Annotated in this window: 13 protein-coding genes; 5 read left to right on the top strand and 8 right to left on the bottom strand. The window is 44.0% G+C overall.

The annotated features are described in order from the left end of the window. Positions 1–50 precede the first annotated feature (50 nt). Together metG and R7P35_RS19305 are read left to right on the top strand one after the other, a co-directional pair. Positions 51–2126: a methionine--tRNA ligase gene (metG, locus tag R7P35_RS19310; RefSeq protein WP_005387290.1), complete on the top strand. Its 2076-nt coding sequence runs from the start codon at positions 51–53 to the stop codon at positions 2124–2126. A 210-nt stretch (positions 2127–2336) separates the two neighbouring features. Continuing rightward, a complete protein-coding gene (locus R7P35_RS19305) occupies positions 2337–3146 on the top strand; it encodes a hypothetical protein (protein ID WP_258458470.1) in 810 nt (269 codons plus the stop codon). Positions 3147–3256: 110 nt separating this feature from the next. Here R7P35_RS19305 and fadR read toward each other — a convergent pair whose 3' ends face one another. Further along, positions 3257–4096 carry a fatty acid metabolism transcriptional regulator FadR gene (gene fadR, locus R7P35_RS19300; protein WP_005380824.1) on the bottom strand — a complete coding sequence of 280 codons (840 nt, stop codon included), beginning with the start codon at positions 4094–4096 and terminating at the stop codon, positions 3257–3259. 639 nt (positions 4097–4735) lie between these two features. Here fadR and nhaB point away from each other — a divergent pair. Continuing rightward, the gene (nhaB, locus tag R7P35_RS19295) at positions 4736–6322 is read left to right on the top strand and encodes a Na(+)/H(+) antiporter NhaB (RefSeq protein WP_005380822.1); all 1587 of its coding nucleotides are present in this window, start codon (positions 4736–4738) and stop codon (positions 6320–6322) included. Positions 6323–6405: 83 nt separating this feature from the next. Beyond that, positions 6406–6942 carry a disulfide bond formation protein DsbB gene (gene dsbB, locus R7P35_RS19290; protein ID WP_031779052.1) on the top strand — a complete coding sequence of 179 codons (537 nt, stop codon included), beginning with the start codon at positions 6406–6408 and terminating at the stop codon, positions 6940–6942. A 79-nt stretch (positions 6943–7021) separates the two neighbouring features. Here the strand turns inward: dsbB and R7P35_RS19285 are convergent, their stop codons facing one another. Next, entirely contained in the window at positions 7022–7639 is a 618-nt protein-coding gene (locus R7P35_RS19285) for a YecA family protein (RefSeq protein ID WP_033905759.1), read from the bottom strand. A gap of 170 nt (positions 7640–7809) precedes the next feature. Here R7P35_RS19285 and dusC point away from each other — a divergent pair, with 170 nt between their 5' ends. Beyond that, positions 7810–8769: a tRNA dihydrouridine(16) synthase DusC gene (gene dusC, locus R7P35_RS19280; protein ID WP_005380816.1), complete on the top strand. Its 960-nt coding sequence runs from the start codon at positions 7810–7812 to the stop codon at positions 8767–8769. A 51-nt stretch (positions 8770–8820) separates the two neighbouring features. Here the strand turns inward: dusC and R7P35_RS19275 are convergent, their stop codons facing one another. From R7P35_RS19275 to yfbV, 6 genes are all read right to left on the bottom strand, one after another. Then, positions 8821–10281, bottom strand: a complete 1461-nt coding sequence (locus R7P35_RS19275; RefSeq protein ID WP_005380815.1) for a sensor domain-containing diguanylate cyclase — start codon at positions 10279–10281, stop codon at positions 8821–8823. Positions 10282–10455: 174 nt separating this feature from the next. Further along, positions 10456–12282 carry a maltodextrin glucosidase gene (gene malZ, locus R7P35_RS19270; protein ID WP_222712461.1) on the bottom strand — a complete coding sequence of 609 codons (1827 nt, stop codon included), beginning with the start codon at positions 12280–12282 and terminating at the stop codon, positions 10456–10458. Between the two features lie 141 nt (positions 12283–12423). After that, the gene (locus R7P35_RS19265; protein WP_005387275.1) at positions 12424–13218 is read right to left on the bottom strand and encodes an ABC transporter ATP-binding protein; all 795 of its coding nucleotides are present in this window, start codon (positions 13216–13218) and stop codon (positions 12424–12426) included. After that, a complete protein-coding gene (locus R7P35_RS19260) occupies positions 13215–14150 on the bottom strand; it encodes an ABC transporter permease (protein ID WP_012841584.1) in 936 nt (311 codons plus the stop codon). Before R7P35_RS19260 ends, R7P35_RS19265 begins: the two co-directional genes overlap by 4 nt. A 175-nt stretch (positions 14151–14325) precedes the next feature. Beyond that, positions 14326–15291 (bottom strand): ABC transporter substrate-binding protein, encoded by a 966-nt coding sequence (locus tag R7P35_RS19255; RefSeq protein ID WP_017633858.1) that lies wholly within the window; start codon positions 15289–15291, stop codon positions 14326–14328. A 330-nt stretch (positions 15292–15621) separates the two neighbouring features. Further along, entirely contained in the window at positions 15622–16074 is a 453-nt protein-coding gene (gene yfbV / locus R7P35_RS19250; RefSeq protein ID WP_005380809.1) for a terminus macrodomain insulation protein YfbV, read from the bottom strand. Between the last annotated feature and the right edge of the window lie 170 nt (positions 16075–16244).

The raw sequence follows: 16244 nt of genomic DNA, 5'->3' as shown, positions 1-16244 counted from the left end.
ATTATCCATCAAAATTTATTTATACCTATCAAGAAAAGCGAATATTAAGTATGGCAAACGATCCAAAAAACTTTCCGTCAAGGAAAATGCTGGTAACTTGTGCCCTTCCGTACGCTAACGGTTCGATCCACCTTGGTCATATGCTTGAGCATATCCAAGCGGACATTTGGGTTCGTTACCAACGCCTACGCGGCAACACTGTAAACTTCATCTGTGCTGACGATGCTCACGGCACGCCAATCATGCTTAAAGCGCAACAGATGGGTATTACTCCTGAAGAAATGATTGCCGCAGTTAGCGAAGAGCACCAAAAAGACTTCGCTGGATTTGATATCAGCTTTGATAACTACCACAGCACACACTCAGATGAGAACCGTGAGCTAGCGTCACACATTTATCTTGAGTTGAAGAAAAATGGCTTTATCTCTAGCCGCACTATCTCTCAGCTGTTCGATCCAGAAAAAGAGATGTTCTTACCGGACCGTTTCGTAAAAGGTACCTGTCCAAAATGTAAGTCTGAAGACCAGTACGGTGACAACTGTGACAACTGTGGTGAGACTTATAGCCCAACAGAACTGATCAATCCTAAATCTGCGGTTTCTGGTGCGACGCCAGTAATGAAAGATTCAGAGCACTTCTTCTTCGACCTGCCTCAGTTTGAAAGCATGCTAAAAGAGTGGACTCGCTCTGGCTCGCTACAAGCTGAAACAGCGAACAAAATGCAAGAATGGTTCGAATCTGGTTTGCAGCAATGGGATATCTCACGTGATGCACCATACTTTGGCTTCGAGATCCCTGGTGAGAAGAACAAATTCTTCTACGTATGGCTAGACGCGCCTATCGGCTACATGGGCTCTTTCAAAAATCTATGTGACAAGCGCGACGACCTAGATTTCGACGAGTATTGGAAAAAAGACAGCTCAGCAGAGCTGTACCACTTCATCGGTAAAGACATCGTTTACTTCCACAGCCTATTTTGGCCAGCAATGCTAGAAGGTTCTGGCTTCCGCAAGCCTAACAACGTATTCGTACACGGTTACGTAACCGTAAACGGCGCGAAAATGTCGAAGTCTAAAGGTACGTTCGTAAAAGCAAGCACTTACCTAGAGCACCTAGACCCTGAGTGTCTACGTTACTACTACGCTGCGAAGCTAAACAGCCGTATCGATGATCTAGATCTTAACCTTGAAGACTTCACTCAGCGCGTAAACGCTGACGTTGTTAACAAGATCGTTAACCTTGCATCTCGTAACGCAGGTTTCATCGCGAAACGTTTTGAAGGCAAACTGTCTGACAACTTTGCAGAGCCTGAACTTTACAACGAATTTGTTGCTGCTGCTGACCGTATCGCTGAGCTTTACGAAACGCGTGAGTTTGGTCGTGCAATCCGTGAAATCACGGCATTGGCAGACAAAGCTAACCAATACGTTGATGAAAAAGCACCGTGGGTTGTAGCAAAAGAAGAAGGCAAAGATCAGGAACTACAAGACATCTGTTCTGTCGGTATCAACCTATTCCGCGTACTGATGACTTACCTGAAACCAGTAATGCCATCGCTAGCTGCGCGTACTGAAGCGTTTCTAAACCAAGAGCTAACTTGGGAAAACATCGCTGCTCCACTAACAGGCCACGAGATCACTAAGTTCAAAGCACTGTTCAACCGTATCGATCCGAAGAATGTTGAAGCGATGATCGAAGCGTCTAAAGAAGATGCGGCGGCAGAAATGGCGGCGAAAGAGAAAGCTGAAGCGGAAAAGAACAAGGCTAGCCAAACCGAGCTAGACAAAGAACCAATCGCTGAAGAGATTGAGTTCGATGCTTTTGCTGCAGTAGATATGCGTATCGCTCGTATCATCTCTTGTGAAGAAGTACCAAAAGCCAACAAACTGCTTAAGTTCCAATTGGACATCGGTGGTGAAACTCGTCAGGTATTCTCTGGCATCAAGTCAGCTTACAAACCTGAAGAGCTAGAAGGCAAGCTAACGGTAATGGTAGCAAACCTAAAACCTCGTAAGATGAAGTTTGGTATGTCTGAAGGTATGATCCTAGCGGCAGGCCCTGGTGGTAGCGACCTGTGGATCCTTGAGCCACACGAAGGCGCTCAACCTGGCATGCGTGTAATGTAAGTTGTAGCTTTACAATCAAATTTAAAAAGTCCTCGCCAGTTCAGCGGGGACTTTTTTTGACTGAATTCACACTTTTGGGGAATTTGTGCACCAAACTTGTACAGCACCTCTCCCATCACAATCCTAAATTACTGTTTTAATAGAATTTAATTAGTGGCATCAAAACTGCAATCTTCCTTGTTAGGTCCAAACACTAACAAGGAGTTGGTTATGTTTGTTTTGATTTCCACACTATTGTCCATCGCTATTTTAGCCGGAATATATCACTTATCTTCTAAACGAGAGCAGCAACATGCGCGCAAATATCAGCTGTTAACATTGTTGCGAGATGTTGTTCACCTTCTGAGACACCACCGAGCTGCTACTCACTACTCGCTTCAATTCCAACAAAACGATCAACAAAAATTGGACGCTCTTCATGATGCTCTGACTAACAAGCTGCATCTTTTAGTCGAAACATCACGGTTTGAAAACAAACCCATGTATCGCGTATTACAGATTAAAGTAGGGAAACTACTTGAACAATGGAATGACCATAGTGTTGCAAGAAACCAGATGGAGCATGGTAAGTTAATTCGTCATTGCTTGTTTTTGATGGATGAAGTAACCATCGCATGGCTAGCGGTTGAACAAAGAGATGACTTACATAATGAGTATCACATGAACTGGCAAAACATTATGGATAGCTTGGAGACCCTGACTCAGTTACGAATCAGCATTCAAGATTTAGGAGAACAAGGCGGAAATGAGCGTTTCAAAAACTATGCATCGGTCATGATGCGTAAGCTAAACCAACTAGCGGTTATCGCTCCACTTAGCATTACCTCTCCTGCTTCCACGCGCTCAATAGAGACGCTAAATGAATACGTGACAGGGAGTCATGTCGACTTAACAGAAGCAGAGCTTTATGGCGTCACATCGGACTTGTCATTGACCATCTTCAATACTTACGACCATGTCCTTTCAGATGTCGTAGAGTCATTATATCTACCGTTGCCCAGACTCTCGCTAGCAGGATAAACGTTCCATGCCTTATTATTGGTGCTAGGTCCGTCGCCGACTTATAAATAAAAACAAAAAAACCGCAGGCCTAAGGCACTGCGGTTTTCGTTTATTCAACTTGTCAGCGCTTAGCTGTCGTCTTCCGTGAAGTTCGTTGGTAATTGCTTTTTCATTTCGTTCCAGATCAACGCACTTTCCATACCATAATGACGAATCACTACTGGTAGTTGCTCACGCTGGCCACTTTCACAAGTTTCGAGCAATTGATGGTAAAACTTCAGAGCTAGCTCACGAGAAGCTGGATTTGAGAAGTAGTAGCTACCGACACGATCGTAGAGCTTCTTCAAACCATTAAAGATCAAACCGTAAATTTGATTTCCTGAATGGAATGCTAGGCGCTGGAAAAGCATATAATCGTAAAAGTTGAACGTTTTAGCAATCAAGATTTCTTGACGCTTCGCTTCATCTTTCTCGTTATCTTCTTTCACATTCTGCAGAACTTTTTCAGCATACGGCGAAGAAGCGATGAATTCGTCCCAGGAAGCCGCATTCATTAAAGCTTCACAAGATTCGATTACGTTCTTAATTGTACGCTCAGAGCTCTCTTTGTTCGCTTTAAATGCATAGCGCATAAAGATAGGACTGATGTTAGTACGTGCCGCAAGCAGATCTTCTACAATGTTTGTCGCATTATCAACGTCTAGCGTCATTAAAGTATCCAAAATATGCAGACCAGAGGTCTCCATAAATTGGTTAACTTTCGTAGGTTTGCCGTGCTGGATAGTCAGCCATCCATCACGGGCTAGTCGTTGAAGAACCTCTCTTAAAGTCGTTCGAGTAACACCAATCAGTTCGGACAGCTCGCGCTCAGCAGGTAAAATTGAGCCTGGAGGAAAACGGCCGTTCCAAATGCTCTCGATAATATATTTTTCTGCGAATCCCGCAGGGCTTTTCGCCTTTATGACCATTCTACTTTTTATCCAATATTGATTTCTGAGGGTCGATACTACTCATCATACCACTACTTAGCGGTTTGAGAAAATTTACGATCAATAGTGGAAACGACTCCATAACATAGAGTTAATACTCTATATGTTGTGTCAATTTAAGAGGCTCTAACATGCGAGCGAAAGCAGTAAAATATGAATTTTTATTTAATTAAACAGCTCACAAATCTCGGAGAAATAAAGACAACCGTGTCACATTTTTATATTCAAAATATGAAAAATTACTTTGTATATCACGGTTAATATTCTTTCTTAATTTGCCTTTTCTCGTCACTGACCGTCATTTAAAATCCAAGAGGATTTTTTTAAGACTTTCATGGTATAGTAACGCCGTTTTGATCGCGTTATTACATTTAAAAAGTCATTTTAGTCGGTAGCATCACGTTTTGTTATTGACTAATAAATGCCTGAGTGTAGAGTTTGCGGTCGAAAGTGAGCGGTGCTTGAGTTCAGGGGAAGTAACTTGGCAAGACTACAATAAACAAAGGATTGTTGTTTTACTAAGTTATTGTTTTTAAAGACTAGTTAATAAGTCTAACAAACAGATACTTAAGCACTATTGTAGTGTCTATTCATAATTTTGTTATAAAGAGAATTATCATGCCGATATCGCTCGGAAACGCTTTTATCAAGAACTTCCTTGGTAAAGCGCCTGATTGGTACAAAGTTGCCATTATAGCCTTCTTAATAATTAACCCGATTGTATTCTTCCTAATAAACCCATTTGTAGCTGGATGGTTGTTGGTCGCTGAATTTATTTTCACGCTAGCAATGGCATTAAAATGCTACCCATTACAACCTGGCGGTTTACTTGCTATTGAAGCCATTGCTATCGGCATGACTAGCCCTGCGCAAGTTAAGCACGAATTAGTAGCAAATATCGAAGTACTGCTACTTCTGGTATTTATGGTTGCGGGCATCTACTTCATGAAGCAGCTATTGCTGTTCATTTTTACCAAAATTTTACTTGGCATTCGCTCTAAAACCCTACTATCACTCGCGTTCTGCTTTGCTGCGGCATTTTTGTCTGCGTTTTTGGATGCCTTGACGGTTATCGCCGTTGTTATCAGCGTGGCGATCGGCTTTTACTCTATCTATCACAAAGTGGCGTCTGGTAACCCTATCGGTGACCATGACCATACACAAGATGACACGATCACTGAACTAACGCGTGATGACCTAGAAAACTATCGTGCCTTTTTGCGCTCTTTGTTGATGCATGCTGGTGTAGGTACTGCCTTAGGTGGCGTAACCACGATGGTTGGTGAACCTCAAAACTTAATTATTGCAGACCAAGCGGGTTGGTTATTTGGTGAATTCCTAATCCGTATGTCTCCAGTGACACTACCTGTATTTTTCTGTGGTCTCATCACTTGTGCTTTAGTTGAAAAGCTTAAAGTGTTTGGCTACGGCGCGAAGCTTCCTAACAACGTTCGTCAGATCCTCGTCGATTTTGACCGTGAAGAGCGTAAAACGCGAACAAATCAAGATGTCGCAAAACTCTGGGTTCAAGGTCTTATTGCGGTTTGGTTGATCGTTGCACTCGCTTTGCACTTAGCGGCTGTCGGCTTAATTGGCCTTTCTGTGATCATTTTAGCGACCGCATTTACTGGTGTCATTGAAGAGCACTCCATGGGGAAAGCGTTTGAAGAGGCCCTGCCCTTCACTGCACTGCTTGCAGTATTTTTCTCGATCGTTGCTGTAATCATTGACCAAGAACTGTTTAAACCAGTCATCGATGCGGTGCTTGCCGTTGAAGATAAAGGTACTCAGCTAGCTCTGTTCTATGTGGCGAATGGCTTATTATCTATGGTGTCGGATAACGTGTTCGTTGGTACGGTTTACATCAATGAAGTAAAAACTGCACTCATTGAGGGCCTCATTACTCGTGATCAGTTCGACTTACTGGCGGTGGCAATCAATACTGGTACTAACCTGCCTTCTGTTGCAACGCCAAACGGTCAAGCGGCATTCCTATTCTTACTCACATCGGCTCTCGCTCCATTAATTCGTCTGTCTTACGGTCGAATGGTTATCATGGCGCTGCCTTACACCGTCGTTCTTGCGATTGTCGGTCTGATGGGAATCATGTTCTTCCTAGAGCCTGCAACCGCTTCTTTCTACGAAGCTGGTTGGATTTTACCTCATAGTGGTGATCTGACTCCCGTAGTATCCGGTGGTCACTAAAATTTGAGTTGATTAGGAAACTTATCCACGATAAAAAGCTCTGAGTATTCAGAGCTTTTTCTATTTCAGACAGGAACAAAAACGTGACTATTTTAAATTCACTTAACCAGTTTTCAAAGGGACGTTTATCGTGGCTACTGCTTCTGCTATTCGTCGTTTTCTTTGAAGCATGTGCCCTCTATTTTCAGCACGTCATGATGCTTGCACCATGTGTCATGTGTATTTATGAAAGAGTCGCGATGATGGGAGTGGGCGTCGCTGCAATGGTTGGTATATTGGCACCCAAGAACCCAATTTTCCGCTGGCTAGGTTTGATAGGCTGGGGATTAAGTGCTTACAAGGGTTTGTTACTTGCAATGCAGCACGTTGACTACCAGTTTAATCCATCACCATTCGCGACTTGCGATTTATTCGTCACATTCCCTAGCTGGGCTCCGCTCAATCAGTGGGTTCCTTGGATGTTTGAAGCATATGGTGATTGCTCTAAGGTTGTGTGGCAGCTCCTTGATTTATCAATGCCACAATGGTTAGTAGTAATTTTTGCAGGCAATTTAATCGCTTTGGCATTAATTGTAATTGCACAATTCTTCCCTGCAAAACGCGTTAATCCAATTCGTTAATCCTACTGACGCGTAAAAATTAACAAAAAGCCGACCATCTGGTCGGCTTTTTGTTAAGTGGATAGCGCGGCGATTCGATTTAGCCGCGTGATTGACCACAGCACTGCTTGAATTTTTTTCCGCTCTCACAAGGACAGGGATCATTGCGCCCGATACCTTTGAATGGGTTTAGGCTTTGAGCTTTATTGCCTACCATCAACTCATCCGCGCCCAGCGCGACTTCACCGACCATTAAATCAAGCTGGTCGACTAAATCTGTCAGGGCCGGTGGCGTTTCAATACCTGCGTCACGCATCTGTTGCTGCGTTGCTGGCTCATCGATCGCCAGCATCAAAGTGGTCAGTAATGCTTGCAGCATACGCTGTAATCCATCATTGAGCTCAACGTCTTGCCACTGTTCTTCAATCATTGGCCAAACAGACATAAAGCCTTCGGCAAAATCAGCAAGTTGTTCAGGTTCTTTGCCTGTTAGCTCTAGCACGGAATATTCGTTTCGTTGAATTCGGTTATGCTGCTTGTGAATTTGCTCTTCCACAGCTGGTTGAATCGCTTTGAATCCCTCACCTAATAGCGGCTCTAACCACTTTTCAGGAGCGAGTGGTTTTGTCGTCAGATTCGCAGCTAACACTGCGCCTTCGATAAATTGGCAAGATTCATCAACGTGAACTTCACCTTTTTCAATCAATGTGTATTGCATGGCATCTGGTTTCCCATAAATTTGGCGGCATTATACCTCAGAGCTCAAAAGCACGTAACCTAACGTTGTGTGTTTGACTGCATTGGCCGCTTCGACTCTTTTAATGACAAACTTAACTTACATCGCTACAATCGCCCTCCTTTTTACCACCAAACTGTATTAGGCAAGCTATGCGAGTTGTACTAGGCCCAATGGAAGGCGTTTTAGATCATTTGATGCGCCAAATCCTGACCGAGATAAACGACTATGACCTGTGTGTTACGGAGTTTGTTCGGGTAATCGACCAGCTATTACCCGATCATGTATTTCACCGTTTATGCCCAGAGCTGTTGCAAGGTTCTCAGACTGCATCTGGTGTGCCAGTACATGTGCAATTGTTGGGACAAGAACCAAACTGGATGGCTGAGAACGCAATTAAAGCGGCAAATCTTGGCGCCAGAGGTATTGATATAAACTTTGGTTGCCCAGCCAAAATGGTCAACAAAAGTAAAGGTGGTGCAGCGCTACTCCAGCATCCAGAGCTCATTCACCGTGTGGTTAAAGCTTGTCGAGAAGCCGTTCCAGAAGCCATTCCCGTAACTGCAAAAATTCGTCTTGGCTGGGAGAACCCTGAAGATTGCTTTGAAATTGTCGATGCCATTCAGTCTGCTGGCGCAAATGAACTGACCGTACACGCACGTACTAAACAAGGTGGTTATAAAGCTTCTGAGATAAAATGGGATTACATCAACCAAATTCGCGAACGTTTCGATATCCCACTGATAGCGAATGGTGAAATTTGGAATTATGAAGACGGTCAACGTTGCATTGAAACGACTGGCGTTAGCTCTTTAATGGTGTGCCGAGGCGCTTTCAATATCCCTAACTTAGGCAATATGGTAAAACATAACCACCAGCCAATGTCATGGCCCGAGGTGGTTGAGTTGCTCATCTATTACTCCAAGTTCGAGATGAAAGGCGATAAAGGCTTGTATTACCCAAACCGCGTAAAACAATGGTTCTCTTACTTACGTCAAGCTTATCCTGAAGCAAAAGACCTATTTAGAGAAATCAGAACGTTCAACAAAGCCGCACCAATTGTTGAGCATATTCAACGCTACCGCGATGACTTAAACTCTCAGGTTGCATAACTCCCGAACACAAAAAAGGACGAATATCTCGTCCTTTTTTGTATCTAAATCCTAGTAACAGATCTTATTTTTGCCGGTACTTTTGGCTTGATATAACTTTTCATCCGCCGCTTTAAACAATTCATCAAAGTTTTCTACTCGGCTCTCTTTACTAAACACCACACCGCCAGAGATCGTAAAGCCTTCTTTCGTTACGCGTGTCGAGCGCTCATCTATGGCCTTTTTTACTCTGTCTAAAATGAGTTTAATGCCCTCTGAATCTTCGTCATAAATCGCTAAAACGAACTCTTCGCCACCAAACCTTGAGGCAACATCGGTATGGCGAATATTTTCACGTATACATTTTGCAACAAGCTGAATTGCAGAATCACCGACATCATGACCATAGGTGTCGTTGATCTTCTTGAAGTTATCAATATCGAACACTGCTAAAGCAACCTGTTTTTTTGTCATCTTATTACGCCACACGGTTTGCATACCTCGACGATTCAATAAGCTGGTCATTGGGTCTCTTGCTGCCAGTTCTTTAAAGTAGCGTCGCTCGCTATGCATATTCACATAGAACAAGACGACGGTACTCAGCACGTAAATAAATAGTGCGACAATAAGGCTGTATTTTTCAAAAACCGCTAGGTTCTTAGCTTCATCCCAAAGGTTGTACTCGTAGTACATGCTGTGATTCGCACTCAATCGCTCTAATTCGACTGGTTTGATTCGTGTACTGTTTGAAGGAATGGATTGTAAATTGGAAACCAAATGAAACTGACCAACAAGACCTAGCGACGAAGCCATGAGCGTATTGATGTCAAAATCAATAGACAAAACACCTTGGTGTTCTCCTTTCTCATAGACGGGTACCGTCATACTAATGACTTGACCTTCCATCGAGTCCAACACTGGCCCTGGTCCAGCCAAGGTAATATTCACTTTATCTTGCGCGGTTTTTTGCCAAAAAGGTCGGGCTTTTAGCGTTGACAAAAGTTCTCTCGTGAAATTTTTTGCGTAGGTATCGGGTGAGGAGATAACGTAACCGCGCTTGTCAATGTAATGAATTCCAACAATGTGCGATTCAATATCGTGCAGAAATGACAATGACGGCGCAAAACCCGCCTTTTGTTCAGCTAACTGGTTAATCGTTGAACCTTGCTGACATAAGCTTTCGTCCCCTACGATCATATAATCAAGGTCAACCGCAGGTAACCCTTCACTATAAACACTTTCGAGTAATAACACATCTATAGGCCAAAGATAACAAAGCCCTTCTTTGACTAAAGAATTATGTTCTTCAAACAGTGGGTTAGCGTAATTGGTATAGTTGGTGAAGCTGTAATCTAAAGCCGTGAGTACTTTAATACCGCGAGACATTGCACGCTCGATACGCGAATACTCAGAATCGATATAGCGGTTAACCGCATCATAGTAATTTTTCGTTGTCACGAGTAAAACCACTACAAATAACGCCAGAGGAAAAAAGATGACAAATGAGAGGCTAAATCGCCTTTGGTTTACCATTGAGTACCATGCATATGAAAGGTCAATAGTCTCTTATGACTGCTATTAAATTGATACTCGTTATCTGGTGACGCATGCAATGCAGCACCAGATAACAAGAGACCAAACAAATGTGTGCGCGCTGTTTGAGACCGTTTATATATTAAAGGAGTTTAATCAATATAGAGTGTGGTGTCACTTTAGTCGCCATAATTTGCAGCTCTGTGCCGACATATTGACAGAGATATGACCTTTATAATCAACCTGTTCTGTGTCATCTAACAACGATATAACTTGGCTAACCTCCAAGCCCAGTTGCCACATAGGTAAATCGATTGAACATTCATTACCACTGAGATTAACCATTACAACGACTGCTTCACGACCCAGTACACGTGCGTACGCCAACTGGTTGTTAGTACAATGAAGCCATTGAATACAGCCCGACTCTAAAGGCTTACATTGTTTACGGATCTTGATCCATTGTTGGTAAAGCGATAGCCATTGTGAACTTTCAATTTCATTCCAAGGAAAACAACGACGATTATCCGGGTCTAGCCCTCCTTCTAGACCGACTTCACTCCCATAGTAAATACAAGGCGTGCCAACGTAAGTCATAAGCATTGCTAGCGCGATGTTCATTTTACGCTTATCACCATCAACCAATGTGATAAACCGAGCAGTATCGTGACTATCGAGTTGATTTAGCTGCGATAGCTGATTAGAAAATGGGATTTTTGCTCTGGCTTCGTCCAACCATGCTTTAAACTCCAAACCATCAATGTTGATTGGATCGTACATAATATCTTGTCGTGCGATAAAAGCTCGGACTGGATGAGCAAAACCGTAGTAGTTCATCGCCCCATCCTCTTGATCACCTTGCAACCACTGCGTTGCTTCAAAAAAGTGCTCACCTAACACATAAGCATTCGGGTTTACTGACTTAGTTGCATGACGAAACGCTGCCACATAATGAGCATTGTTTTTCGCGCCGTCTCCTTCGCCAAGCATATGGATTACATCAAACCGCCAGCCATCAACCAAGTACGGTGGCTTCAGCCAATACTTGATGACAGAATCTTCACTTTGGTAGATGTAGTCGCGCACCTGTTCATTTTCAAAGTTCAGAACCGGTAAGTTACCAATGCCTTTCCAACCAATGTAGTGATTGGTTTCGCCTTCGAAAAAGTAGTAATCACGGAACTTTGACTGCGGATTGCCATACGCTCCTTCTCCTTTTTGTTGGATATCAAACCAAGGATGATGCACTGACGTGTGGTTAAACACCGCGTCTAAGACAATCTTCATATTCTTACCACGGATTTTCTCACACAGTTCAGCAAACTGATCGTTGGTGCCGAACATAGGGTCAACAGTGAAGTAATCAGTGGTGTCGTATTTATGATTACTTGGTGAAGAAAAGATCGGATTAAAATAAAGCGCAGTAACGCCGAGCTGTTCAAGATAGTCCAACTTTTGCTCCACACCTTTGAGGTCGCCGCCAAAGAATTCACGTGCCCCGGTATTTTGGTGAGAGCCTACCGCATCTCCCCACGCCTTGACGATCGATGCAGAATCATACTGAGCATAAGCGTGGCGAATATCAGACTCACTTTTACTAGCAGAAAAACGGTCAGGAAAGATTTGATAGAAAACTTGCTCTTGGACCCAGCTTGGTGGTTGATGCTCTACATTCAACTTAAAGTGGAACTCTTTGGGTGGAATACGCTTTTGTACGCCTCGTGCATCGAGCCAGTATTGTTGTCCGTCTTTGAGGAGCTTAAACACATAATGTGTGACATCTCGATCTTGATTTGGTCGAAACGATGCCTCCCATAGTAATAATTCACCAGCTGTTCCTACTTGAGCCATATCGACCAGATATTCTTCATTGTCCGGCTCAATACGCACATAGACGGAATCAAAATCCAATGTCTCGGTTTTCAGTCTGACTGTAACTTGCTCGTCATTAAAAGCTAAACCATCAATAGTTTGACTATGAAAAATAAATGGCAGGTTCATTATGGGCACTCCTCGTCATCGGATATGCCACTATGTTATTGAAGAATTAGAGACAAGAAATCCTCCCTGCGAGTTGACATATCAGCCAATTTTCCCAAGGAGGATCACACTTAGTAGGCGTAGTGACTTGTCGGATACCGCTTAGTTCAACAAAAGACTGTCATCTGCCAGCTCTTCACCACGCACTTTGGAGAACATATCCAACAAGTCTGGTACTTGCATGTTAGCGCGCTGCTCTCCAGCCACATCAAGCACAATTTCACCTTGGTGAAGCATTACGGTCCTATCGCCACATGCTAATGCGTCTTTCATCGAATGCGTCACCATCATCACGGTTAAATCGAACTCATCGACAATACGTTTAGTTAAGTCGATAACAAACGCCGCCATACGAGGATCAAGCGCAGCCGTGTGTTCATCAAGCAACAACAACTTACTCTCCGATAACGTCGCCATCACAAGGCTAACGGCTTGTCGTTGTCCACCAGACAGCAACCCAATGCTATCGCCCAAGCGGTCTTCTAAACCAAGACCGAGGATGCTAATTCGCTCTTGGAACAGCTTGCGACGTTTGGTAGAGAGCGCCAACCCCCAGCTGCGTTTTTTACCACGCATGTGCGCGAGAGCCATGTTCTCTTCTATCGTCAGTTCACCACAAGTCCCGGCCAATGGATCTTGAAACACTCGGGCGCATTGCGTTGCACGTTGGGCAACCGTCTGCTTGGTGACGTCTTTGCCATCAATGATCACCTGACCACCTATCATCGGCGTCTCACCTGTCACCGCACCAAGCAACGTCGATTTTCCTGCGCCATTAGAACCAATCACGGTAAGAAATTGATGCTCTGGAACCTCTAAAGAGACGCCTTTCAATGCACGATTTTCCAAAATCGTCCCAGGGTTGAACGTGACCTGAATATTATTTAGTTCGATCATAATGCCTCCCCAGAACCATTTTTTGATGCCGCTTGTTTAGCATCAGTAACGCGTTGTTTCGCTCTCATGCTCTGTTTTAGCTTTGGAGCAATAAGCGCCACAGCCACCAATACTGCGGTAACCAGGTTGAGGTCTGAAGCTTGTAAACCAAACATGCCAGAGCTCAAAGCGAAAGCCACTGCAAGGCGATAAAGTACCGAACCGATGATGACAGCAAATACCGCAACCCAAATTTTTCGCCCCGGAATGAGGGTCTGGCCCAAAATCACAGCAGCCAAACCAACCACAATGGTGCCCACGCCAGAGGTCACATCTGCAAAGCTGTTCGTTTGTGCAAACAACGCGCCTGCGAATCCGACAAAACCGTTAGATAAAGCCAAGCCAAAGTAGGTATAAAAGCCAGTGCTCGCCCCTTGCGCAGAAACCATACGCGCATTCACACCCGTGGCTCGTAAACCAAGACCAAAGTCGCTGTTCAGCAGGCGAATGACAAAGAAAGCGGAAAGAAGAACTAAGACCCCAACAACCAGAGGGCGAATAAACATCGCATCGCCCAATGCTTCAAACGGAGTGAGAATCGTATCCTCTCCAAGCAACGCCATATTAGGTTTGCCCATAATACGAATATTAATTGAAAATGCAGCGATCATGGTAAGAATGGAAGCTAACAGGTGTAAAATACCACACCGAACAGCCAGAAAAGCGGTTACCCACCCCGTCATACTACCAGCTATCATCGCCATTATCGTCGCAAGCCAAGGATTAATACCTGCGACAATCGCCGTTGCAGCCACCGCAGCTCCCATTGGAAAGCTGCCATCCACACTCAAATCGGGGAAGTCGAGAACACGGAACGTAAGATACACACCCAGAGCGACTAGGCCATAAATCAAGCCAATTTCGAGTGCACCAAAAAAAGCAAATGCAGACATAACTGCTCCTTTCTGCATGCTCAGGCTGGCTAATACCAACCTGAACGTAAGACTTCTAACGTATACTCCCCTTCTTCTCTAGCAGAATGCTCTACACGAGAAGTCTGGCGAGTATCAATTTTGGGGCAAGCCTCTACCAACCAGCGTGACGGTCTTTACCCCAAAAGAACGTTACTTATTGCATGCTTGTCGCACGTTCAACCACAGAACTTGGCAGCTTGATACCGAGCTTAGATGCTGCGCTTTCATTAATTACAAGGTCAGAACCCGTCGCGACTTTTACATCCAGCTTGCCTGGTTCTTGACCATCAAGAATCGCCGCCACATAATCCGCGGTTTGTACACCAACCTGGTAGTAGTCAAAACCTAAGCCTGCAATTGCACCCTTTTCGACATACGACGTCGCGCCACCAAATACAGGTTTCTTCGCTTGATTCGCTGCCACAATCATCCCTTCAATCGCACTTGCAACTGTATTGTCTGTTGGGGCGTAAAGAATGTCTGATTTCGCTGCAATCGCTTGAGTCGCAGACTGAACATCAGCGCTTTTTAGTGCGGTCGCTTCAACCACTTGTATGCCTTTTGCTTTTGCGCTTTCTTTTAGTAATTCAACTAAAGTCACGGCATTAGCTTCACCGGGATTAAATACAACCCCGATGCTTTTCACCTGAGGAAGAATTTCTTGGATGAGATCGACATGCTGAGCAACGGGTGAAAGATCAGACAGGCCAGTTACGTTTTTACCTGGTTGTTCCATCGACTTAACCAATTTCGCACCAACCGGATCTGTTACCGCAGTAAAGACAACAGGAATAGAGCGAGTAGCCGACACCAAAGCTTGTGCCGAAGGTGTCGCGATGCCAACTAACACATCAGGATTTTCGCCGACGTACTGACGGGCAATTTGCACCGCAATCGCTGGATTACCCTGTGCGGTCTTATAATCAAATTCTAGATTTTTGCCTTCTTCGTAGCCTTTCGCTTTCAAACCATCAAGTAACCCTTGGCGCGTCGCGTCTAACGCCGGGTGTTCGACAATCTGTGAAACTGCGACAGTTGCAGTGGCGGCCAGTACATTGGTAGAAGAGAAAATAGCAGTAGCTGATAGAACGGCAGTGGCTAATAAACGTTTCGTTTTCATCATAACTCCTTGATGTGACTTCGTCCTTGTTTCACGAGCTTTCAATATGTGTATCGACTCGTGAATTCAAATGTTTGAAGGCGGTATTGTTGTGTTCATATAACTGTGCACTTCTTGCGCATCTTGTTTTTATTATTACTACTAAGTCTTAGTAAAGAAAAGAAAGATTTAACACTAAAGCAACATTTGTGATCGGGGGGACTTCTTCATCCGGAAAGAATCTTTGGTAAACAAAGCTTCGCTCGCTTCATCAACGACCGTCAAAGTAGGTAATAGAGGCAGGATCAAAAATGGAGCGGCCAGTGCACACTCCATTTCAAACAATTTAAATTAGAACCAACGCTCTAATGACGATTTATCGAGCTGGCGAAACGCTCGGTTCAATATTATCGCAAGCTCTTTGTAACGAGGGCGAGCTTTGACAGGCTCTAATGCAAAACCTGTTTCCACAATTTTTTGATGCAACTCCCGATACCAAGAGGCCAAAGAAGGCGGCAATTTCGTGTTGGATCGAGCACCAAGCCACCAAATGCCTTGAAGTGGCAAGCTAATCGCAAACAAGGCGACAACAATGGATTGAGGTAACGCGTGGTAATTGTTGAATGCCATTTGAGTGAGTACGCTGATCGCAGCAACGGCCGGCATGACTTTAATGCCAAAGCGAGTCGCCTTAATGATACGCTGTTCCGGAAATATGGCGCTTAGCTCTTTACGAACCGGCCAGATCTCCATGTAATTCTGGCCATCTTTCAGGCTATGGATCAATCCGACTTTATTACTCATACCGCTCTCTCACTAAAAAATAGTTGAACATTTCAACTGAAGGTACAAAAAATTGATGAAAGTTAATATTCTTTCAAATTTTTTTTGTTATCATTGCTTATTATCGCTATCCTTTGCAGACCCTCAATCTCATTGTTGCTGTTATTTACAATTTAAGCAACTCCGAGATA

The sequence above is a fragment of the Vibrio sp. Vb0304 genome, assembly GCF_033338995.1.
In the GTDB taxonomy this organism is placed as follows: domain Bacteria; phylum Pseudomonadota; class Gammaproteobacteria; order Enterobacterales; family Vibrionaceae; genus Vibrio; species Vibrio alginolyticus.
Note: the sequence above shows the minus strand (reverse complement) of the source record. Positions and strands in the feature narration are given on the sequence as shown.